Source organism: Myroides sp. N17-2, from assembly GCF_002286775.1.
GTDB lineage: Bacteria > Bacteroidota > Bacteroidia > Flavobacteriales > Flavobacteriaceae > Flavobacterium.
Genome location: NZ_NSGJ01000005.1, coordinates 88,679 through 112,808, shown reverse-complemented (window position 1 = coordinate 112,808; position 24,130 = coordinate 88,679). Strand labels below are relative to the sequence as shown.

At 34.1% G+C, this 24,130-nt stretch carries 20 protein-coding genes; 2 read left to right on the top strand and 18 right to left on the bottom strand.

Annotated features, from left to right (window positions below; translation table 11 throughout):
- Positions 1-92 precede the first annotated feature (92 nt).
- A complete protein-coding gene (locus CF599_RS03820; protein WP_121964721.1) occupies positions 93-698 on the bottom strand; it encodes a hypothetical protein in 606 nt (201 codons plus the stop codon).
- Positions 699-766: 68 nt separating this feature from the next.
- Positions 767-1,411, bottom strand: a complete 645-nt coding sequence (locus CF599_RS03815) for an HdeD family acid-resistance protein (protein ID WP_121964720.1) — start codon at positions 1,409-1,411, stop codon at positions 767-769.
- A 120-nt stretch (positions 1,412-1,531) separates the two neighbouring features.
- On the opposite strand from CF599_RS03815, the gene CF599_RS03810 reads away from it, so the two are divergent.
- The gene (locus tag CF599_RS03810) at positions 1,532-2,620 is read left to right on the top strand and encodes a lipase family protein (protein WP_121964719.1); all 1,089 of its coding nucleotides are present in this window, start codon (positions 1,532-1,534) and stop codon (positions 2,618-2,620) included.
- A gap of 632 nt (positions 2,621-3,252) precedes the next feature.
- On the opposite strand, the gene sucD is transcribed toward CF599_RS03810, so the two are convergent.
- The 16 genes from sucD to CF599_RS03730 all read right to left on the bottom strand — a co-directional run bounded on the left by sucD (position 3,253) and on the right by CF599_RS03730 (position 22,173).
- A complete protein-coding gene (gene sucD, locus CF599_RS03805) occupies positions 3,253-4,125 on the bottom strand; it encodes a succinate--CoA ligase subunit alpha (protein WP_121964718.1) in 873 nt (290 codons plus the stop codon).
- A gap of 164 nt (positions 4,126-4,289) precedes the next feature.
- On the bottom strand, positions 4,290-5,225 hold the full coding sequence (locus CF599_RS03800; protein WP_121964717.1) for a UDP-3-O-(3-hydroxymyristoyl)glucosamine N-acyltransferase: 936 nt from the start codon (positions 5,223-5,225) through the stop codon (positions 4,290-4,292).
- A gap of 20 nt (positions 5,226-5,245) precedes the next feature.
- Positions 5,246-5,812, bottom strand: coding sequence for an elongation factor P (gene efp / locus CF599_RS03795; RefSeq protein WP_121964716.1), 567 nt, complete (start codon positions 5,810-5,812; stop codon positions 5,246-5,248).
- Positions 5,813-5,836: 24 nt separating this feature from the next.
- Positions 5,837-6,622 (bottom strand): acyl-ACP--UDP-N-acetylglucosamine O-acyltransferase, encoded by a 786-nt coding sequence (gene lpxA / locus CF599_RS03790; RefSeq protein ID WP_121964715.1) that lies wholly within the window; start codon positions 6,620-6,622, stop codon positions 5,837-5,839.
- Positions 6,623-6,627: 5 nt separating this feature from the next.
- Positions 6,628-8,022: a bifunctional UDP-3-O-[3-hydroxymyristoyl] N-acetylglucosamine deacetylase/3-hydroxyacyl-ACP dehydratase gene (locus CF599_RS03785; protein ID WP_121964714.1), complete on the bottom strand. Its 1,395-nt coding sequence runs from the start codon at positions 8,020-8,022 to the stop codon at positions 6,628-6,630.
- A gap of 29 nt (positions 8,023-8,051) precedes the next feature.
- A complete protein-coding gene (gene lpxD, locus CF599_RS03780; protein ID WP_121964713.1) occupies positions 8,052-9,074 on the bottom strand; it encodes a UDP-3-O-(3-hydroxymyristoyl)glucosamine N-acyltransferase in 1,023 nt (340 codons plus the stop codon).
- A gap of 30 nt (positions 9,075-9,104) precedes the next feature.
- The gene (locus CF599_RS03775; RefSeq protein WP_121964712.1) at positions 9,105-10,343 is read right to left on the bottom strand and encodes an HD domain-containing protein; all 1,239 of its coding nucleotides are present in this window, start codon (positions 10,341-10,343) and stop codon (positions 9,105-9,107) included.
- A 111-nt stretch (positions 10,344-10,454) separates the two neighbouring features.
- Complete coding sequence (gene hutH / locus CF599_RS03770) at positions 10,455-11,957, bottom strand: histidine ammonia-lyase (protein ID WP_121964711.1); 1,503 nt, start codon at positions 11,955-11,957, stop codon at positions 10,455-10,457.
- A 26-nt stretch (positions 11,958-11,983) separates the two neighbouring features.
- Positions 11,984-12,751: a peroxide stress protein YaaA gene (yaaA, locus tag CF599_RS03765; protein WP_121964710.1), complete on the bottom strand. Its 768-nt coding sequence runs from the start codon at positions 12,749-12,751 to the stop codon at positions 11,984-11,986.
- Positions 12,752-13,032: 281 nt separating this feature from the next.
- A complete protein-coding gene (locus tag CF599_RS03760) occupies positions 13,033-14,133 on the bottom strand; it encodes a DUF695 domain-containing protein (RefSeq protein ID WP_121964709.1) in 1,101 nt (366 codons plus the stop codon).
- 144 nt (positions 14,134-14,277) lie between these two features.
- Positions 14,278-15,363: a DUF695 domain-containing protein gene (locus CF599_RS03755; RefSeq protein ID WP_121964708.1), complete on the bottom strand. Its 1,086-nt coding sequence runs from the start codon at positions 15,361-15,363 to the stop codon at positions 14,278-14,280.
- A gap of 133 nt (positions 15,364-15,496) precedes the next feature.
- Entirely contained in the window at positions 15,497-17,287 is a 1,791-nt protein-coding gene (locus CF599_RS03750; RefSeq protein WP_121964755.1) for a cytochrome-c peroxidase, read from the bottom strand.
- Between the two features lie 70 nt (positions 17,288-17,357).
- The gene (locus CF599_RS03745; protein ID WP_121964707.1) at positions 17,358-18,848 is read right to left on the bottom strand and encodes an alkaline phosphatase PhoX; all 1,491 of its coding nucleotides are present in this window, start codon (positions 18,846-18,848) and stop codon (positions 17,358-17,360) included.
- Positions 18,849-19,096: 248 nt separating this feature from the next.
- Positions 19,097-20,029 (bottom strand): hypothetical protein, encoded by a 933-nt coding sequence (locus CF599_RS03740; protein ID WP_121964706.1) that lies wholly within the window; start codon positions 20,027-20,029, stop codon positions 19,097-19,099.
- A gap of 890 nt (positions 20,030-20,919) precedes the next feature.
- The gene (locus tag CF599_RS03735; protein WP_121964705.1) at positions 20,920-21,519 is read right to left on the bottom strand and encodes a hypothetical protein; all 600 of its coding nucleotides are present in this window, start codon (positions 21,517-21,519) and stop codon (positions 20,920-20,922) included.
- Between the two features lie 99 nt (positions 21,520-21,618).
- Positions 21,619-22,173 (bottom strand): hypothetical protein, encoded by a 555-nt coding sequence (locus tag CF599_RS03730; RefSeq protein ID WP_121964704.1) that lies wholly within the window; start codon positions 22,171-22,173, stop codon positions 21,619-21,621.
- A 933-nt stretch (positions 22,174-23,106) separates the two neighbouring features.
- On the opposite strand from CF599_RS03730, the gene CF599_RS03725 reads away from it, so the two are divergent.
- Positions 23,107-24,096: a diaminopimelate dehydrogenase gene (locus CF599_RS03725; RefSeq protein ID WP_121964703.1), complete on the top strand. Its 990-nt coding sequence runs from the start codon at positions 23,107-23,109 to the stop codon at positions 24,094-24,096.
- The last annotated feature ends 34 nt before the right edge of the window (positions 24,097-24,130 follow it).

The following is a 24,130-nucleotide window of genomic DNA, read 5'->3' as shown; positions in this document are numbered from 1 at the left end:
AACATTCGCACCCCTCTACATATTACCCCTAAGGCAATAAAAAAGGGTAGAAACTTGCGCTCCTACCCTTATTCTATATTATTAGTATACTACTAGTAATTCTTAACTACTTTCACATCTTCTAGGTTATACTTACGTACAGCCTCTTCATATGATAAAGTTGTGTTACCACTTGACTTAGTGTCATTATTAGCTTTAACAGACTTAGTATTTGACTTTGGATTCGCTCCTGGAATATATACAATTCTGAAAGTTCTGTCTACTAAATAAGGTATCTCATTAGAATTTTGTGCTCTAAAAAAGCCTAAATCTCTATCACTTGATGCAACTATTTCATAATCTAAAACAGAAAAATTATAACTAAATTCAAGTTGATGTTCTATTTTCGTATCAGAATTAGTTTTATAGTATGATTTTGACAAAGGTGTCCATACTGGAAACTTTGTTCCTTGATTATCTGTTACTGACCCATCTAAAATATACACTAACAGAACATCACCATCATACACTTTAACAGGGTGTGTAAAGGCGTGCCCAACTACAGCATCATTTGGTTTACCATCAAAGCTTAGACGAGTCTCCATTACATAAGGAAATATACTTGGCCCTGGAGGTCCTTGTGGTCCAGTAGATCCCTCACATCCTACTATTAAAAGTGAACTCGCTACAAAAGCGAATAACATTGCAATTTTTTTCATAATCATTTTATTTAGTGGTATGCAAAGTATAAAATATTTTCTACTTATAGTTTTTTTTAAGAAAATATTTAGTCTTCTCCGTGTAGCTTTTTGCGTACTTCTTCTTTAACTTGCTCATAACGATCTAGTAATTCTTGGTCTACTTTACCAGAATACTTCTTGATACGTCTTAAGAACATACCAAATAGAACACTATAAACTCCTAAAAGTATAAACGCGAACGCTGTCCAATAAACTATCGTAAATGCTCCAAACTCTAGGTTCCATAGCATACAGAATGAAAACACTAATCCTAATAGTGCAAATATAAATAAACTAACCCACGATTTAACTCCGTAATTTTTCAAATCAAATGCTATTCCCATACCTCGGATAGATCTAAACATTAGACCAAACCCTACATATATAGGTAACACAACTGCAGAAAGTGTAGGCGTACCTATTAGTATAATACCTAACACTACATCGATAATTCCAGAGAATAGAAGCCATCCCCATCCATCTAATTGCTCACTATTAGAAAATGCAAAAATAATCTCAAAAATACCAGCTATTAAGAACATATAACTAAATACAAATATCAAGGATGCATATGCTGTCACAGGAGTTGTAAACATATATATTCCTCCTACAACAAACAGGAGACCAACAATAACAGGTATGTACCAATTTTTCACTCTATCCTTTACTGTCTTTACAAATGAATTGCCCATAATTTCTATATTTAAGATTAAATTCTAATTTACAAATTTAAAATCTCATTAAAAAATTTAAATTGTTAACTTTGAAGTACAATATATACTCCTAAAGTTTCAAAAATACATATATCACCGATGATTAAAAGAATCTTTCTACTTCTACTGTGTTCTAGTACCATTGCTTACGCACAGTCTACTCTAAAACCAATTGCAGATAAAACAGAAATTTACAATAGCCTTCAGCTAGCTACAGATATACAAAAAGCGTATCCTGTAGATTCGCTTTATACTTTAACACACTACAAGAATATTTATAAATCTCCTGAAGTAGGCCTTACTAATATGTGGGGATTGTATCTTAATGATAATAATGTCTACGAGATAGTAATTAGAGGTTCCGTGAATAAAGGGATTAGTTGGTTAGCAAACTATTATGCTGCTATGATACCTTCATCGGGTGAAATACAATTAGATCATCAAACCAAAAGAAAGTATAATCTATCAGCTGATACTAGAGCCACTGTACACGCGGGATGGACTTTAGCATCACTATACTTAATGGAAGATATACAACCGAAACTTGACAGTCTGATAAAACTAAATAAAAAGGACTTTATCATTTCTGGCCATAGTCAAGGAGCCGCTATTGCTTACTTAATCACAGCTAATCTTCTGAATCAGCAAGCAAATGGCAAGATACCCACTGATATTCAATTCAAAACGTATGCAATAGCTCCACCTAAACCTGGTAATCTGTACTTTAGTTACCAGTATGAAAAGTTAGCTAACAATTGGAGTTACTCTGTTATTAATACACAAGATTGGGTACCAGAGCTACCACCAACAACACAAACGTTTAGAGATTTTAATGAAATAAGTCCGCTAGCAGATCACGAAGTTAAAAAAGCATTGAGTAAAGTTCCTTGGCCTAAAAGAGTATTTGCAAAGAGTATTCTCAACTCAATTAAGAATCCAACAGAAAAGAGTGTCAAGAAATACAATAAGTATTTAGGATCATTTGTTTTTGAGTTTATACAAAAACAACTTCCAGAGCTCAAAGAACCTACTTATACTCTAAATAGCAATTACGCTAGATGCAGTAATCCTATTATACTAGATGGTTTACAAGATAAAAAATACCAAGAGCAATTTCATAAGCCTGAGAATATAATGACACATCATTTACCTCCTGCTTATTTATATCTTCTTGATAAAAGCAAATAAAAAAAGAGACTCTAAATTAGGTCTCTTTTTTGAAATAAAACAATCTTTCAATTGTTATAGTTATTATAGTTTGGTTAGGGTTCAATTTCTGATAGCTCACTTGGCTCTGTTAATAAACACAAATCCGTTTAGCAGTAAGCGCATTACAATATACAGAAGTTTTCTATTAAGTCAAATAATTAAGCTATTTTAATCATTTAACCACTTTATATGTTAATATGAACTCCAAAAAACAAATCAAAAAACAGTTTACATATAATATGCTTTAATTTTTAACCTTAACTTAAGAACATTAGCTTCTATAAATCACCTTATTTGCAAATTATTTCTATGGGATAACTTGCCTCAAAGTCAATAAAGAGGCAATATCCTTAATGCGTTTATGGAAACACTTAACAAAAAAGTGAACCCTACAACTCTCTATCTCCCTAGATTAGTAGACTCGGTAGCTAAATAACACAATTAAGTTGCCAAAAACACCTCCTATATTTTCCATATTTGAAAATTAATGGGACATAGCCCAGAATATTGAAAATTTGAAAGGCTTATCACTTCCATCAAACTGATATAAAATAGAAAAGGTCTATGCTGATATGCATAGACCTTTTCTTATTTGATATTTAGAATATTGACTATCCTAAAACTTCTTTTACTTTTAAACCGATTTCAGCAGGAGAATCAACTACGTGGATTCCGCACTCAGCCATAATACGTTTTTTAGCAGCAGCTGTATCATCAGCTCCACCTACGATAGCACCAGCGTGTCCCATTGTTCTACCTTTAGGAGCAGTTTCTCCAGCGATAAATCCAATAACAGGTTTTTTGTTACCGTTTTCTTTGATCCAACGAGCAGCATCAGCTTCTAATTGACCTCCGATTTCACCAATCATAATGATAGCTTCAGTTTCAGGATCTGCCATTAATAATTGAACAGCTTCTTTAGTAGTTGTTCCAATGATTGGGTCACCACCAATTCCGATAGCTGTAGTAATCCCTAAACCTTGTTTTACAACTTGGTCAGCAGCTTCATAAGTTAAAGTTCCTGATTTAGAAACGATTCCTACATTTCCTTTTTTGAATACGAAACCTGGCATAATACCAACTTTAGCTTCACCTGGAGTGATAACACCTGGACAGTTAGGTCCAACTAATCTACAGTCTCTTCCTTGGATGTAGTCGTAAGCTTTGATCATATCAGCTACAGGAATACCTTCTGTAATACAGATGATAACTTTAATACCTGCATCAGCAGCTTCCATAATAGCATCAGCAGCAAATGCTGGTGGTACGAAGATAATAGAAGTATCTGCACCTGCTTTTTCTACTGCATCTGAAACCGTGTTGAATACTGGACGATCTAAGTGAGTTGATCCTCCTTTTCCTGGAGTTACACCACCTACTACGTTTGTTCCGTACTCAATCATTTGCGAAGCATGGAAAGTACCTTCACTTCCAGTAAATCCTTGAACGATTATTTTTGAATCTTTATTTACTAAAACACTCATGATCTTGTTTTTATTTATTTAAACTTACTTACACAAAAATAAACAATTCTAATTAGTATTAAAATTTTTTACCCTCTTATAAATAACTTTAATTGATTAATTAATAACATTCTTCATTTTCTACTACTTAGCTTTAAACCTAGCAGTAACTACGGTCTTTACAACTATAGATTTTTAGTTTTTGCTATCAATTCAGGTATTCTTTTAATACTAGCTAACTGCTTTAATTTATCTCTAGACTCCTCTGCAGGATATCCGAAATAAACCTTACCACCTGCTAGTGATTTAGAAACTCCTGATTGCGCTAAAATTACAGCTTTAGTTCCTATTGTGATACCACTTGTAGTACCAACTTGTCCCCAAAGTGTAACTTCATCTTCTATTATAACACAACCTGCAATACCACATTGTGCTGCAATTAAAGAGCGAATACCTACTACAGTATCATGTCCGATATGAACTTGATTATCTATTTTGGCTCCTTCTTTAATAGTTGTATCTCCTGTAACTCCCCTATCTATAGTACATAAAGCACCAATACCTACATTATCTTCAATAACGACTCTACCACAAGATACTAAAGGATCAAATCCCTCAGGTCTCTTCTTATAATAGAATGCATCAGCCCCTAAGATAGCTCCAGCGTGAATAACTACGTTATCCCCTATTACTGTACCATCATAAAGTACTACGTTAGGATGAATTATACAGTTCTTTCCTATAACTACATTATGCCCTATGAATACATTTGGCTGTATTACAGTTCCTTCACCTATAACAGCGTCTTTTGCACGAACTTCTATAGCAGGTTTAAAAGGATTAAAAAACTTAGATAACTTATTAAAATCTCTAAACGGGTCATCAGAAATTAATAGAGCTTTGCCCTCAGGACATTCTACATCTTTATTAATTAAGATGATTGTAGCATTAGAGTTTAATGCCTTATCATAATATTTTGGATGATCTACAAAAACTATTTCTCCCGCTTGTACAACGTGAATTTCGTTCATTCCATATACTGGAAAAGTAGGCTCTCCGACAAACTCACAACCAATAATCTCTGCTATTGTTTGTAAATCTTGAATTTTTGCAAAACGCATCTTATTCTTCTAAAAGGTGATTACTCCTTAATACGCTCCATATAAGCGCTGTTTGATGTGTCAATCTTGATTTTATCTCCTTCATTGATAAATAAAGGTACATTGACAATCGCTCCAGTTTCTAAAGTAGCAGGTTTTGTAGCATTTGTTGCTGTATTTCCTTTTACTCCTGGCTCAGCATAAGTAACTTCTAAAATTACAGATGGTGGCATATCTACTGACAATGGCATTTCTGTATCAGAATTAATCTGTACCATTACCATTTCTCCTTCTTTTAATAATTCAGGAGCATCTAATGTTTCTTTTAAAAGAGTGATTTGCTCGTAGCTCTCCACGTTCATGAAGTGGAACAAATCTCCCTCTGGGTATAAATATTGGAATTTATGTGTCTCTACTCTTACTGTTTCGATTTTGTGACCAGCAGAAAAAGTATTTTCTAATACTCTTCCATTAGTAACACTTCTCATCTTCGTTCTAACAAATGCAGGTCCTTTTCCTGGTTTAACGTGTAAAAATTCAACAATTTTGTAAATATCGTTGTTAAACTGGATACATAGACCGTTTCTAATATCAGATGTTGTTGCCATTCTTTTTAATTGTATTTAGTATTACTAATATATTCCTGAATATCCTCTCATAATTCCTCTTGAAGAATTACGGATAAACATTAAAACTTCGTCTCTTTCTGGAGTTGCTTCCATATCTGCTTCTATAATTTCTAGTGCTTGACTTGTATTATAGTTCTTTTGATATAAGATACGGTAGATCTCTTGTATTTCTCTAATCTTCTCTGGAGAGTAACCTCTTCTTCTTAATCCTACTGAGTTAATACCTGCATAAGAAATTGGTTCACGTGCAGCCTTGATATAAGGCGGAACATCCTTACGTACTAATGTACCTCCAGTAATGAAAGAATGTGACCCGATAGTACAGAACTGGTGTACAGCAACTAATCCTGCTAATACAACATAATCTCCTATAGTAACGTGTCCCGCTAAAGTACTTGAGTTTGAGAAAATACAGTTATTTCCTACGATACAGTCGTGAGCGATGTGACTATATGCCTGAATAAGACAGTTCTCACCGATTACTGTTTTGTATCTATCTTTCGTTCCTCTATTGATTGTTACACACTCTCTAATAGTAGTATTATCTCCTATCTCAACTGTTGTAATCTCTCCTTCAAATTTTAAATCTTGTGGTTCTGCTGAAATAACTGCCCCAGGAAAAATCTTACAATTCTTCCCGATACGAGCTCCTTCCATGATAGTAACATTTGATCCTATCCATGTTCCCTCACCGATCTCAACGTTATTATATATCGTTGTAAAAGGCTCAATAACAACATTTCTAGCTATCTTAGCTCCAGGATGTACATATGCTAAAGGCTGATTCATATCTTCTAATTATTTGTGATTTTTGAAATCTGAGCCATTAATTCAGCTTCAGCTACTAATTTTCCATTCGCATATACATATCCTTGCATATGACAAATACCTCTCCTAATAGGAGTGATTAATTCTAATTTAAATACTAATGTATCTCCAGGGATTACTTTATGTTTAAACTTAACATTATCCATTTTCATGAAGTAAGTTAAATAGTTCTCTGGATCTGGTACTGTACTTAAGATTAAGATTCCACCTGTTTGAGCCATTGCTTCACAGATTAGAACTCCTGGCATCACAGGTGCTCCTGGGAAATGTCCAACGAAGAAAGGTTCGTTCATTGTTACATTCTTTAACCCTACTACATGTTTATCAGACATTTCTAAAATCTTATCTACTAACAAGAATGGAGGTCTATGTGGTAAGAAAGACATAATCTTAGTTACATCCATAAATGGTTCTGCGTGCAGATCATAAGATGGTACTTGATTGCGTTTTTCGTTGCGAATAATCTTAGACATTTTCTTAGCAAAATTAGTATTCACTGAGTGCCCTGGTTTATTTGCGATAACTTTACCTCTAATTCTAGTTCCTATTAAAGCTAAATCTCCTATTACATCAAGTAATTTGTGACGTGCAGCCTCATTAGGATAGTGTAAAGTTAAGTTGTCTAAAACACCATTTGGTTTAACAGTTATCTCGTCTTTACCAAATGCTTTTTTAAGATGCTCCATTGTCTCTGCAGATATTTCTTTATCTACATAAACAATAGCGTTATTTAAGTCTCCTCCTTTGATTAAACCATTAGCTAATAAAGCCTCTAGTTCATGTAAGAAACTAAATGTACGTGCTTCAGATATTTCTTCTTTAAAATCAAACATTGACTTTAAAGTTGCGTTTTGTGTTCCTAATACCTTAGTACCGAAGTCAACCATAGCAGTTACTTGGTAACTATCAGATGGCATCACTATGATTTCGCTTCCTGTTTGTTCATCAACAAAAGAAATAACTTCTTTTACGATGTACTCTTCACGCTCAGCATCTTGTTCTACTATACCAGCCTTTTCAACAGCTTCTACAAAGTACTTAGAAGACCCATCCATAATCGGAGGCTCAGATGCGTTTATTTCGATAATAACATTATCTAAATCACATCCAACAAAGGCAGCTAATACGTGCTCTGTAGTTTGTATTTTAACTCCCTTTTTCTCAAGGTTTGTACCACGTTGTGTATTCACAACATAATTAGCATCCGCTTCTATAATTGGATGTCCCTCTAAATCCAAACGTACAAAAGTAAAACCATTGTTTACTGGAGCAGGTTTTAAAGTCATTGTTACCAATTGACCTGTGTGTAAACCTACGCCACTAAGCGTTACTTCATTCTGGATGGTTTTTTGTTTAACCATAATTAAATCTCTTTAAGTATTCTGAAAGGCTATTCGTTTATTTTCTTTTTAACTGTTTCTAAGTCACTAACTATTTTACTGAAATTTTTAAAATAGCTATATGATTTTAAGAAATCACTATGTGGCAACGCAGGACTACCCTGTACTGCCGCTCCATTCTCTAAATTCTTAGTCACCCCTGATTGTGCTTGGATACGCACATTATCACCTATAGTGATATGCCCTACTATCCCTACTTGACCACCGATCATACAGTTCTTACCAATCTTAGTAGATCCCGCTACACCTGATTGTGATGCAATAACTGTATTCTCACCGATCTCAACGTTATGAGCAATTTGAATCTGATTATCTAATTTTACTCCTTTGCGAATAATAGTAGATCCTAAAGTAGCTCTATCTATAGTAGAAGCAGCTCCTATCTCTACATTATCCTCTATAATTACATTCCCTATCTGTGGAACCTTATTAAAGGTACCATCAGCATTAGGAGCAAAACCAAAACCATCAGAACCTACTATTACACCTGCGTGTAATGTACATTTCTCTCCGATTATAGTCTCTGAATAAATACGCACACCAGCGAATAATACAGTATTATCACCGATGCTTACATTATCTCCTACGAATGTATTTGGATATATCTTTACGTTATTACCTATTTTTACATTCTTTCCAATATAACAGAAACTTCCTAAGTATAGATCATCACCGTACTCCACACCCTCTGATATCACAGAAGGTTGTTCTATTCCTGACTTCATTAATTTCACCTCGTTATAGTACTCTAATAATTTAGAGAATGCTTTATACGCATCATCTACTTTTATTAAAGTTGCCGCTACAGGTTGTTCTGGTTCGAATGTTTTATTAACAATCACTACTGATGCTTGAGTAGTGTATATATGATGCACATATTTAGGATTAGCCAAAAAAGAAATAGACCCTTCAGTTCCTTCCTCTATCTTAGCTAATGTACTAACTTCTATCGCAGGGTTACCTACAATCTCTCCTTCTAATACTGATGCAATTTGCTCTGCTGCTATTTTCATTACGGCAAAAATATAAAATATAATTGAAATTTAACTTTCTAAAACGTTTTTTGGATAACAAACAAAATACTTTGTTATCAATTTCGTTAATGATTTTAGATTAAGTTCATCAGATACAGATAACACATCTTTCGTTGTACCATCTTTTTTAAGTATCATAATAGGCTCTTTATCTTTGCTATACGCTTGATTTTCCATTTTACCCTTAAACACAAAGTATTTAGTTGCTTCAATAGAAAGTGAATATTTCTTAGACACTTTTTCAAGCATATTATTTAATTTTAACTTCGTTTCTTCTTTATCAGAGACAAATTCTATGCGCAATAAATCCCTATTGATAATCATTTTGCTCAATTCAGACAAAATAAAATCACTATGGAATTGCCAAGATTTTAACGCTCCTAAAATATCAGAATCATCTAATAACGCGAACTTCTCTAGTCCTACTTGATCAAAATCCTCTTCATTTATCTGACTTTTCAAAAAGAATTGTAACGACTCACTACACCATAACTCAACTCCCTTATGTGTCAATTCTTTTGCTCTTTTCAATACTCTCACTAGTATTAGTTCTGCACACACACTTGTTTTATGAAGATAGGCTTGCCAATACATCAATCGTCTAGCGATTAAAAACATCTCTACAGAATAAATCCCTTTTTTCTCTATGACTAACTCATCATTAACCACATTCAACATCTGGATTAAGCGCTCAGAATTAATATTTCCCTCTGCTACACCACTGTAAAAGCTATCTCTCTTAAGATAATCCATACGATCCATATCCAACTGACCTGAGATCAATTGCAACATAAACTTACGGTGGTATTCTCCTCTGAATATTTTAATTGCTAAATCTAACTTCCCTTCAAATTCTCGATTTAAACGATTCATAAATAGAATCGAAATCTCCTCATGATGTACTCCTTCTACAATGCTTTCTTCCATTGCATGTGAGAACGGACCATGTCCTATATCGTGTAATAAGATAGCCACATATAGCGCATTCTCTTCTTCTTCTGATATAGATACATTCTTAAACCGCAAAACTTGTACCGCTTTTTGCATCAAGTGCATACAGCCTAAAGCATGATGAAATCTTGTGTGATGAGCACCAGGGTAAACTAGATAGGATACCCCCATTTGAGAGATTCTTCTCAATCGTTGAAAATAAGGATGCTCTATTAGATCATATACCAATGAGTTTGGTATAGAAATAAACCCATAAATAGGGTCGTTAAGTATTTTAAGTTTATTAATGTTAGCCAATTATAGTCATTTTTATAAACGTATACAAATATAGCAATATATTAAAAAAACTGCACCTTTTTTTAAAAGAAAGATGCAGTTTAATATAATATTTGTGTGAAATTACAATTCCTAAGCTTCTGTTTCTATTTGAAACGAATTTAAGAATGCTATTGATTTTTCTATGTCATAGTGAAGAATTCTATCTACATCTACAAATGAAACTTCTTCTCTGTATATTTTTAAGAAAGATTCTATGAATTCACTTGATTTAGCAGGTCTTCTAAACTCTAAAGCTTGAGCCGCATTCATTAATTCGATTGCTAATATACGCTCTAGATTATCTACTATACGCAGAGCTTTAGTTGCTCCATTAGCCCCCATACTCACATGATCTTCCTGTCCATTACTAGACACTATACTATCTACACTTGCTGGAGTTGCTAATTGTTTATTCTGACTTACGATACTTGCAGCTGTATACTGCGGAATCATAAACCCTGAGTTTAATCCTGGGTTTGATACCAAGAAATGTGGTAATCCTCTTAATCCAGAAATCAACTGATAAGTACGACGCTCAGAGATGCTTCCTAATTCTGCTAGAGCTATTGCTAAGAAGTCTAATGCCAATGCTAGTGGTTGTCCGTGGAAGTTACCTCCTGACACAATAATATCGTCTTTATAGAAGATATTTGGGTTATCTGTTACAGAGTTAATCTCTGTCTTAAATACGCGATTTACATAATCTATTGCATCTTTAGACGCTCCGTGTACTTGAGGAATACATCTAAATGAGTATGGATCTTGTACATGCTCTTTAGGGCGATTAATTAATTCCGAATCTTCTAATATCTCATTAAAGAATTGAGCAGTTTCTATCTGTCCTTTGTGAGGTCTTACATAGTGAATCAACTCATTAAATGGCTCTATTCTACCGTCAAATCCCTCTAAAGAGATAGCACCGATAACATCAGCTAAGTAAGATAGTTTCTTTGATTTTAACAAGATATAACATCCATAAGCACTCATAAACTGTGTTCCGTTTAACAAGGCTAATCCCTCTTTAGATTTAAGCTTAATCGGCTCCCAATTATGATTAGCAAGAACCTTGCTAGCAGGCTGTCTAAAACCATCGTAGAACACCTCTCCCATACCGATTAATGGCAATGTTAAGTGTGCTAATGGTGACAAATCTCCTGAAGCTCCTAAAGAACCTTGATTATAGACTACAGGTAATATATCATTATTAAAGAAGTCCATTAAGCGCTCTACAGTCTCTAATTGTACACCAGAATTACCATAACTCAATGATTTAACTTTTAATAACAACATAATCTTAACGATCTCCTCAGGAACTATCTCTCCTGTTCCACATGCGTGTGACATCATTAGATTTTCTTGTAACTGAGACAAATTATCATTGTCTATCTTCACATTACACAGCGAGCCAAAACCTGTATTAATCCCATAAATAGGATCTGCCTGTTTTTCCATCTTATCATCTAAATACATACGGCAGTTAACGATATTCGCTCTCGCCTCTTCAGATAATTGTATTTTTTTTCCCTGTGTGATTATCTCTTGTAGTTTATCAATCGTAAACACATCAGAAGAAATATAATGTACTGTTTCCATATTTTTATTTTGGTGGTGTATAAATTTTATCTTGTAAACACTAAATTATTCCCTTTAGAATCTCCTTCACTCCAAGCATACCCATCTACATTAAACTTTTTAAGACCATCGATGTCATTTATATCATTATCTATGATATAACGCACCATCAGTCCTCTCGCTTTCTTGGCATAAAAACTAATTGTCTTTAACTTACCATCCCTTAATTCTTTAAAGTCTGGTGTAACTAATATTCCCTTTATCGCTTTTTTATCTATCGAACTGAAATACTCATTACTAGCAAGATTAACTAATAGCTCATCTTGTCTCATCTCTTTATTTAAAGCCTCTACTAAGATCGGTTTCCAAAACTCATATAGGTTTGCTTTGTCACCGATACTCATTTTAGTCCCCATTTCTAAGCGGTAAGGCTCTATTTCATCTAAAGGTTTTAAAAGGCCATAAAGACCTGATAATATTCTCAACTTATTTTGTAATACATCTATCTTCTCTGGAGTCAAACTATAAGCATCTAGACCTGTGTATACATCACCATTAAAGGCAAATATCGCTTGTCTAAAATCACTCTCTCTTCCCTCTTTCTTTGCGAAAGTTCTCTCTTGATTTCTCTTCCAGTTTAACTCTGCTAGATTATTAGAAATCTTCATTAAAGCTTCTAAATCCATCGGTGTTTTAGACTGTAATACCTCATTAATCATTTTTGACTCTTTTACAAAAGCAGGTTTTGTAGTCTTATCCACTGGCACCGCTGTAGCATAATCTAAGCTCTTAGCAGGTGATATTAAAATTTTCATAGTATCTTTTTTAGCATCCCAAATATAGGATAACTATTTAAACTTTCATATTTCACCCTCTTGTGTTTTTAAGTTTTCTAGTTGTTTTAACACATTTTTTAATATCCTTAGAATCTTAAGTTGTAACATTCGATTTCACTTGTATCGCTAATATTACTCATTACTAAACAGATAAACATAAAAAAACAAAAGAGTTACTTATATATGTACTATCTCATATATATAAGTAACTCTTTTGCCTTATCACATCTCTTATTTAATTAGGTTAAGATATTGTATACCTACCCTCTATTAATAGCATTCGTATAAACCTCTAATCCCATCCAGTATTTATCTCTATAAATCGTATAATCTATATCAAATTTATCTGTAAACAGACTAATCGTCTTTAACACCTCTCTTGAAGCATTTCTATAATCTTTAGTCGCAAAGAATAAAGTACGCTCATTAGCTCCTGTCTCTCTAGCCACACTGTTAAGCAAGTCCGTCTCTAGCAACAAATCCTCTATCTCATCCATCATAGACAAATCATTCGTTGAAGGCATACCATCCTCATTTCCCTCATATCCTATAGACATTTTAACTACCCAAGGATAAGACATCTTTTGATCCCAATTGAGAAACGTTGTATTTACCACTACTATCAGGCGTCCATTATCACCATTACTCTCTAATATAGAATATTCATCTGCTTCATTTATACGGATAATACTATCATATTTTTCTACAAATTCAGCCTCTCTATAACTTAAATAATCGCTTAACTTAGTCACCGAAATAACGTCTCCTTCAATATCTTCCTCACCCTTTACCTCTAAGTAATCGATCATCGTCATTGTCTTTTCTTCTCCTAGATAATTATCTAAGAACAAATAAAGTGCATTACCAATATCACTCTCATTTTCAGGCGTACACTCTTTAACAATAAAGCGCAAATGGATATAATCAGGATACTCCTTGTCATAAATAGGAATAAACGAAATCGTATTTTCATCTAACAGAAAGCCATTCATATCTAGCCCTATCCCTTTCATACTAGGCTTACAACTAATAAATCTCCAATGTGCTAAGTTTGGCGCCACAGCCACTAAATCATCGACAAAAGGCAGTGCTTTTAATGCGCCATCAGGTGTGATAATTAATTCTCCCACTCCATCCTTACTCATTCCAGTTAGCATATTAAAGTTAGGATTTATCTCTTTTAATCGAGGGCCAACAACATCAATAAACTTCTCAACCACCCCATCGTTATTCTTTATTACTTCTAAGAATACCGCTTCCTGCTCTACAAACCACTTCCAAAAATTCTTATATTGAGTATCTAACTCCACTACTGCAGACTCTTTAACCTCTTTCCCAAATATCTTTTTTAAAAAACTCATATTACTTTCTATTAATCCTATATAGTGGATTATCGGTTAAAAATACACCTTTTTAGATAAATAAAAAACAGCTATTACAAATCAACCTTGTCTCCTATTAGGTTTTGAAGATTCAGTACTTAAAAGTTTACAACTACCCTTATATCAACTATTATTAACTACATTTATATATGTTTCTAAATGCTTCCAATATTTATCCTTATAAACAAAATACTCTACCTCTACCTCATCACTAAATAAGTCTAGCACAGCATTTACTTCTTTAGAAGCCTTGCGAAAATCCTTAGTTGCTAGATATAATACTCGCTTATTTTCTCCTGTCTTTCTCCCTACATTATACACTGTGCCTGTTTCTACTAATAGATCTTCTATCTCTTCTAATTTTGACAGACCTTCCCTTGTTGGTAGCCCATCTCCTCTACCTTCATATTTTAAGACTACCATTACTGTCCACGGATAGGACATTTTTCGTTCCCAATTTAAAAAGGTCTTGTTCACTACTATAATAACACGCGATTCTCCCTCTCCTCCTTGTAATATACCAAAGCTATCTTGTTCACTATTATGCAGTACACCATCATATTTCTCTACGAATTCAGCTTCTCTAAACTTTAAATATCCTGTAAGTTTACTAATGGGAATTAAATCTCCTTCTATATCATCGTTACCACAAACTTGTATATCATCCACCAAAGTCATCGTTGCTAACTCACCGATGTAATTGTCTAAGAAAATATACATTGCATTACCTATTTCATCTTCCTTTTCAAGAGTAAATCCATCTACTACAAAACGCAAGTAAATATAATCTGGATACTCTTCAAAATGAACAGGAACAAAGGATACAGTATCTTCATTTAGAATAAAACCGTTCATCTCAATTCCTCCATTTAATGTACCCGGTTTACAACCTATAAAATTCCAACCCTCTAGCTTAGGGGCTTTAGCAATCAGTTCTTCTACATAAGGGATACTCTTTGTCTGTCCATCTGGAGTAATGATCATCTCAGCTTCTTCTAATTCATTAACTCCTACTAAGATTGTAAAATCCTCATTTATCTCTCTTAATTTCGGAAGTACTATATCTAAAAAGTCTTCTTCTATTCGATTATGTTGATGTACTACTTCTGCCAAAACAATACTGTTACACCTAAACCAATCCCAAAACATTTCATAACTAGAATCTAACTCTAGTTGCTTTTTGTTAAATATATTCTTAATAATTTCCATTTTCTGTTTTTTAGAATAAAAATAGAAAATAAATAGTCATTATCAAAATACTAAAACTAAGATTAGATTAATAGACAAAACAAGGCCATAGCAACTGAATACTATGACCTTGTTTTACCAAAATTATCAACACTTACTTATCGCTAAGAGCTTTCATAAATACTATAATATCCTTAATCTCTTGTTCTGACAGATTTAGTTTATCCTCAGGTAGTGTTTGACTTTCTACATCAAGTCCTAAACCTAGTCCTCCTCCTTTATTATAAAAATCCATTACCTCTTCTAATGTTGTATAAACACCATTATGCATATAAGGACCACTCTCTCCTATATTCCTAACAGTTGTCGTTTTAAAGGAATGCCTTAATTGTGGAAGATCTGTATTATAAACATATCGTCCTAAGTCTCCATCTAACACTGTTCCTTCTTTATTAGCAGGAACGCCTAATACCTCTTGCTCTGAATTGGTAAAATATGGAGGCACTGTACCATTAAACAGAGGCATAAAGTGGCAAGTAGCACACTGCGCCTTACCTACGAATAGATTAAAACCATTCTTTTCCTGCGCTGTCATTGCTTTCTTATCTCCTCGCATATATTGATCAAAACGAGAATTAAAAACAGATAGCGAACGAATAAACGTGGCTAAGGCATTTTCTAATTGCCATACCTCGATGTCTTTATCTGTTTTAAATACTGCTTTAAATTGTTTTTTATATGTATCTGATTCATTTAAATGAGCAACTATTTGATCTAAATCTCCGTGCATCTCATCTTTATTCGTAATCACATCTGACGACTGACTTTCTAAAGTAGTACTGCGCATATCTAAAAACTGTCCGTGATAATAAGCAGAGTAGTTTAACGATGGTGTATTGCGTACCAGTGGTTTCCCCTTTAAGTCTAAGGCTGTTTTTAACCCATCTGTATAGCCTTTATCTTTGTGATGACAGTCAGCACAACTTCTAAAACTGTCCTTAGAAAGCTTTTTATCAAAAAACAGTTCCTTTCCTAAAGCTACTTTCTCTGGTGTAAGATAATAAGTAGAATCTGGCATAAAAGCATTTAGATTAATCAAGTCCTTATTAAACAATGATCCCACACTGCCTTTAACCACCTGATTACCATCATTAAAAGGAATACCTAACTCTCTTTGCAAACTCACAATACCCGTCGAAATAGGATCTAAATAACTAGTAATCATATCTAGATAGTCAAAACTATCTTTACTTGGATTCTTCTCACAGATAGCAATTGTTTTATCTAATAAAACACAAACATCCTTAAACACCTGTTTATCAGACCAAGTTTTATTTAATAAAAGAGCCTGCTTAACTCCTTTTAAACTAGCTGTAGCTTCTACGAATTGCAATTTACTCGCCGGAGTATCAAATCCTGTAATCCCCAAAGCTATAATCTGAAAAACCTCCATCTTTAAAGCTTCTAAAACTAGGACTTCCGAAATAGTAATAACTTCAAAGTTCTTTCGCATGCTATGTACAAAGCTCTTTAGCCTCTTTACCTCTAATAACAAATCCTCTCTACTTGTCGTGTCATATATCGGATAAAGAAACTCTTCTACCACCTGAAATCCCTCTGCAGGGATAAATTTATTCTCATCTAAATCTAATTGATCTAAAGCAGGCCCATTAATTGCCTTACTTGTATGAGGTAAAAAGTATGACACAGCCCATTCCATCTCTTTATAAGCTAATCTGCTATTGACAAATGCTGTACGCACAGATGTACTATCTTTAGCTGTACTTACAGATTCTACTAATTGATCTACTTTTGACTCTAGACTATCTACTTTCGTTAATAAGTAGTTGTTATACGTTATATCTTCATATTTATTCTCTTTGTTTGCACAACTTAATATACTTAAGGTCAACACAAATACAGATATATATTTTAAAATCTTCATAGGCATAAAAAAAGACCTCCGGCAGCATATTAACTACACCACCAGAGGTTACAAAACACTATATTCTAATCTATCTTTCTACGTTGCGGATGATCACTACTTGACCTCCCTCTTTATTCTTATTTACTCCTGCTTTATCAGCATTAGCAAACTCTGATTTTTGCCAAGTGTGAGAGTGAATGTTTACTGAGAATGTATTCGGAATACCTACTAAGTCAGAGATATCTTCCATTGCTCCGAATTCCCAAGAACCAAACTTCTGTAATTGTCCTGATTGATTGTAATTCTTTTGCCATTCAGCATCTTCACGATTGTGTTTCATATTTAACCATGGTTTATATGATCCATCAGCCATTTTGTACTGCCAGATATAAGAGTCATGTTTCGCATCAGCGTAGTATGAGTCACCATCTTCTTGAATATATACATAGTTCTCTGTTACACATAAGTTATCTGGGTTGATTAAGTCTCTACCTGGCTTACTATCTCCCTCAGCGATAACAGATAACTTACCTGTCATCATACCGTTTTTATCCATTAACAACTTATATACACGTCCCCACATTGTATATCCCTTTACAGGATTACCACCACTTGCTTGACCTGTCGCTGTAAAGTAAACTTCATTTCCTTTACCTGCTCCTTTTCTATAATCCACATCCTCTACACGAGAAAAGCGAATTACACCTAAATCCATATTCTTTTGATTGATTTGTGCTCCTGTCATATCTTTAGCACCAGGTATCTCTACGAACTCTACATCATATTCTTTCCCTTTCTCCATATCCATTTCAGTATACCCACCAGACTTGCGTTTTAACGCATATAGTTTACCTCCATTAAGATCTCCTTTATTTCCTACATACATAATCAACTGTCCAGCACTCTGATGACTTGAACTATACCCTTGATCTTCTCCGATTAAGATGATAGTCTTTCCATTAGATACATCTGATGGCAACGGCACTGCATTCTCCATACTTGCTTTACCTAATGCAGGCAATACGCGATCTGTATTAGACTTAAGATCTGTTGACCCTAATGGATCTACCGCATGTACCATACTCTCTTCTCCAGATTCTCCTGCTGTTAAAAATACAGGTCCAAATCCATGAACTTCAGGTTTAGCTAGTGTCGCCGAGCATAACCTTGTGATTCCTCCTATACCATCTACGATATATTCTCCTTTTACAGGTTTAAAATTCTTATCTAAAGTCACACGTGATACAGATTGCATAATCTCGTGATTCGTGATCATTAAAAACCCTTCTCCTTTTGGATTTTTCATAAACCCAGCTCCATCAGGTTGTCCTCCGAAGACAAAATCAGGAGATTCACTTAACTTATCTTCACTTGAGATAAGAGAGAATATTTCTAATTTTTCAAAACCAGGCATAGCATACACAAATGCTGGTGTCTTTGAATGATTCTTTAATTCAATCTTGTCGCCTTTGTTGCCTTCTCCTCCTTTGTCAGTTGAGTTGTCGTCATTGCATCCTACAACTGAGGCAGTCATAATAAGACCTAAAACCCAAGTAGGTAGTTTGTAGTTAATTTTCATTAGTTTATATTTTTTGTTAATGCAAACATACCCTCCCTATTTAAGCAAATTATTACTAACAAATTATTAAAACTTTAACAAATCAACTATTCTTACCTCCTAACTTAAACGAATTGTATCTTTAATGTAAAGACTGATACAAAGACATCCCTATAAACAAGATACCCGCTGCACGAAGCTTCTCAACTTCACACAGCGGGTATACTAACTTAAAAATTCTTACTTTCCTCAGAAAGAGCTAAAGAGTACTATAAACAAAAAGCATTATCTGCTCCACCTATTGAGATCACATAATCGTTTAGAGTCATAAATCCTAGTGCATGCTCACTATCCCAAGAACAATTAAACAAATATCCCACAGAAGGTGTATCTTCTAATGACTCCGGTATAATGTAAATAACCAATGGTGTAATCAACGTACCGAACTGTTCTACATCAGTAATATCAGGCATAAAAGACGCTTTATCCTCTTCTACATAATCATATCTCGGCTGCCATTCTCTATACTTAATGACTAACTTAGCTAATAACTCATCTAAGATAGCCTGTTCATTCTCTTGTATATTGGCAACAATACGATCCATTAATGCCTCTGCCTCCTCTTCATCTATCTCCTCTTCTAAATAATCTAACAACACCTTACATCTAATATTATTCTCCGTCTTAAAGAATGCTGCCCATAATGGTAATGTAAACTCACACTCTACCTCCATCTCATCATCATCATCATAATCCTCATTTACTGGCAACTCTCTAGGGCTTTCTAAATGCTTATTAAAAAACTCGTAACAGAACGGCGCTCTAGTGAAGATATAATCAGGTTCTACAGCATAACACAAATTCAGATAGCGTAATGCTTCCTCCTCATTTCCACATTCTAAGCAACACTCTCCTTTATAGTAATTTCTAATATACTCAGGATTTCTATCACGATTAATATGTTTGTCATTTTCATCTAGCCAAAACATCATCTTATCAAATTCCTTTAAGCGAATATACTCATTAGTCATGCGCCCTATAATAATAGAGGCATTGTATATGCTGTATTTATTATCATCAGCTATAGCCCACTGCCCTTCAACATAAGCAATAAACTCCTCTAAAGTCTTCGTATTGGTCTTTAAACCATATTTATCCAAGTAATTATATATACAATCAATTACGATATGCGCATCTTCCATAGTGTTGTGTTATTATAAATCCAGAATAAGAGATAAACAGAATTTTTGAATTAAGGACTAAGTTGCTAAGATAAGAAAAATGGTGTTTTATATAGTGATTTAGGCTATTACTTGTTTTACTGCCCTTCTGCAAACACCCTCAATACATTATTAACGAAAATATCTAACGATATTTTATGTGGGTGTATAGTAATACACCCCTACCGTTGCGTGCCGACAGGACGTAATATACATCCGCAATAACCCCGCTGTTCAAAGTCTCCCGACTTTGAACAAAATACACAAAACACATCCCCAAACTTTGTCATCCTGACGTTAGGAAGGATCACATTATATTTAATCCGTATGACAACGCATAGCCGTCATCGTAGGGATGATTACATACATCCACATAAAACATCTTTAGATGTTTTCATAAACGATGTGACACATATTGGAGGGTGTATAGTAATACACCCCTACCGTTGTGTGCTGACAGGACGTCATCTATATCCGTAATCATAATCCATAACACTTGCGCTGTCGCAGGACAGAGCGTTAAAAAAGAGTCCTGTGGGCTCTCTTAGCGAATGGGACAGGCGGCGTGTTGGCATAATCCGTGACGTCTATATCCATAATCCACTTCCACAGTAGTACGGGCGTATTACTATACGCCCTTCATAAAACATCTTTAGATGTTTTCATAAACGATGTGACATATATTGGAGGGTGTATAGTGATACACCCCTACCGTTACGTACCGACAGGACGTTATTCAGTTTGTGGAGACGCAAAATATTGACGTCTCTACATTGACATTCGACTAAAACATTCTATTTCAGATTTTTATCTATAATCTTTGAGATTATCATTTCACCAATAAATCTAATTACATAATGTTGTTATAATTTTCACAAATTCTTTTCCATCATTTCTCTATAACCAGGAAAGTCATTTGGATTTAAAATTATTTTATCTTTATTGTCAGTGATATTTATAATTTCAAAATCTGGTGCAGGATTTGTTTGTACAATATATTCATTTAGAATTTTCACACCTAATGCATTATTTCCACGAAAGCTAAAAAAGTAAGTATAGGAAGCTACTTCATATTTTTTATTTCCTAATATAGTCGCTAATGAGTCTATTTTTGATAGAATCACTTCGTTTCTCCTAATTTTTGTTTTTAGGTTTTCTACTTCCTTTTCATCATACATTGAAGGAATTTCAGTCTTATACCCTTCCTGTCTTTCTAGTGAACTTTTATCATACCCAATGTTTCTGGTGAAATAGTCCTTTCGATATTCAATATTATTACTAAAAGTTATTGAGTCTATCAATTCAAGTTTAACGAATTCATAACTACTTGGATCATTCATCTTTTCTTTAAGGTATACTTCTACATTTTTCTTTATAATCTCTCCTTTTGTAAGTCGTTTATCAGAGCAAGAAGCTAGCCCAAATATAAAAAGTCCAAGACCAAGTATAATTAGTATAGTTGTTTTTTTCATTTTTTGATAATTAAAATTATTATTGACTTTTAGTTGTTACACAATGTTCCTACATTTTAGGAGATGAAGGGATATGTATATACAACATTAAACTTACATCTACTTTTTTAGTTCATCAATTTTGTTTTTTGCTTCTGTAAAAGCTGTTTCGATAACATTACCATCACTAATGAATAAAGTATTATCTGAACCAAACTTTTCAAGCTTTATATACCAACTTGATTTCCCACCACTAACATAATACCCTACCTGAAAACCATCAACTGTTACAAATTTATTTTCCATATAATCAGGATTTAAAGCTACATCACCTTCTACCTCATTTTTCAATACTTTTAAGGCTTTCAATACTTCATTTAAATCAGAGTATTCTATAGACGCAACACTTGTACTATATTTCCCTTCTTTAGAAATTTGATAAAAATACCCTGTTACAGTTCCATTTGAAATTTTTCGGATTCGCGATTCAGCCATACCAAAAGATGCTTTTAAATTTGGTAGCTTTGTATCAGTAAACTTTGTTATACTTCCTGTTTTTGATGCAAAAATATCCATCTTTGTTTTTACTGTTTCTGCTTCTTTCTTTACATCTTGAGCACTCACACTAAAAGAAATAAAAAATAGTGTAGTAACGAAAAATAATTGTCTAAACATAATTGTATAATTAATATGGTTTATAATGTCAACCAAGATATAAGTATTAATCTATACGATTTTACGGAAAACCGTAAAACACAACTATATTTGATTTGTATAACTACATAAAAGCAAAAATGAGCTTATATCACTCTTTATTGTACTTTTTACTCTTCTCAAAATGCACTATAGTTTATTCTCAAAATGTTAGTTCTGCAAGTACCGAACTCTCACCAATCCTAGTAATATCAATAGCTAACAAGGTTTAAGACGCAGTTTGTTCGAGAGTTGTGCGGGACTCGTTCGGAAGAGCTTCGGAAAACAGGGTCCTTTTCCGAACAAACCCCGAACAAACCTGCATAAACACTCAAACAAACCCATATCCGGATCTCTCCAACTCAACACCAATAGTAAAAAATGAGATTTTTTTAGCCCTTAAAAAGATGGTACTTTTTAAAGCTAACTGAAGAAGTATTTTTGCTTTGATTTATATTCTTTTAAGTTGAAAAACAATCAGATTAGAACTCTGATTTGAAGCAAAATACAGGGCAAAGATACGAAAAAAAGAATTAGGAATTTAAAATTAAGAATTAAGAATTGGTGCCTTCGGTATTTGGGGATATAGACTGTGGTTACTGTATGGAGTTACGAGTGTGATCCTTCCTTTCGTCAGGATGACAAAGTTTGAGTTATATTATGGAGACAGAACAGGACGTTAAGAAAACATCATTTGATGTTTACGTGAATGTATGTAATCATCTCTACAATTGCAGATGTGACTTGTGGATATAGCTAATGACTTTGGTTATAATACCTGAGAAAAGATGTGTTAACCTAATTCGGATAATCTATTTATTATACAGTAAGTCTAAAGTTTTACCTACCTTAGCTCGTTCTAATAATCCCTTTAAATACTAGGGATGACACACTTTTTAAAACAATAATAAGCATATGAATACGGACAGTAACAATACAATCAAAATAGGTATTGTAGGTTATGGAAATTTAGGTAAAGGAGTTGAATTAGCTATTCGCCAAAACCTTGATTTAGAACTAATCGCTATCTTCACTAGGAGAAATCCTCAAGACTTAGAGACAACAACTAAGGTAGTGCATATAGACGAAATAACGGATTATAGAGCTATCGTAGATGTAATGATCATCTGTGGTGGATCTTCTACTGACTTGCCTGAGCAGGTACCTTATATCTCTCAATGGTTTAACACTGTAGATAGTTTTGATACACACGCTAAGATACCTGAGTATTTCCACACAGTGAATAAGTCTGCTAAAGAGCATAATACTTTAAGTCTTATCTCTACTGGATGGGATCCGGGACTGTTCTCTATGCTTCGCTTATTAGGAGAAAGTATCTTACCACAAGGCGAAACATATACGTTCTGGGGAAAAGGACTTAGTCAAGGGCATTCTGACGCAATAAGACGTATAGATGGCGTTAAAGGTGGTGTTCAGTACACTATTCCTATCGAATCAGCACTAGAACGTGTTCGACAAGGAGAGAATCCAGTGTTGACAACAGCTGAGAAGCACGAGCGAATCTGTTATGTGGTGCCTGAAGAGGGTGCTAATACTGCAATTATAGAATCGACTATCAAGACGATGCCTAACTACTTTGCGGATTATAATACTGCTGTTCACTTTATCTCTGAAGAGGAGTTAAAAGCTAATCACAGTGCAATGCCTCACGGTGGTAAAGTATTCAGATCAGGAATCACGGGTACTGATACGAAACAGAATATAGAGTTTGGTCTTGCCCTAGAGAGCAATCCTGAATTTACAGCTAGTGTATTAGTAGCATTCTCACGTGCAGTATATAAATTAGCAGCTCAAGGACAGACAGGTGCTGTAACGGTATATGATATCCCATTAGGGGCACTATCTCCTAAATCAGCAGAGGACCTGAGAAGAGAAATACTTTAAGTTAATTAGGAATTAGGAATTGTTGCCTTTCAGG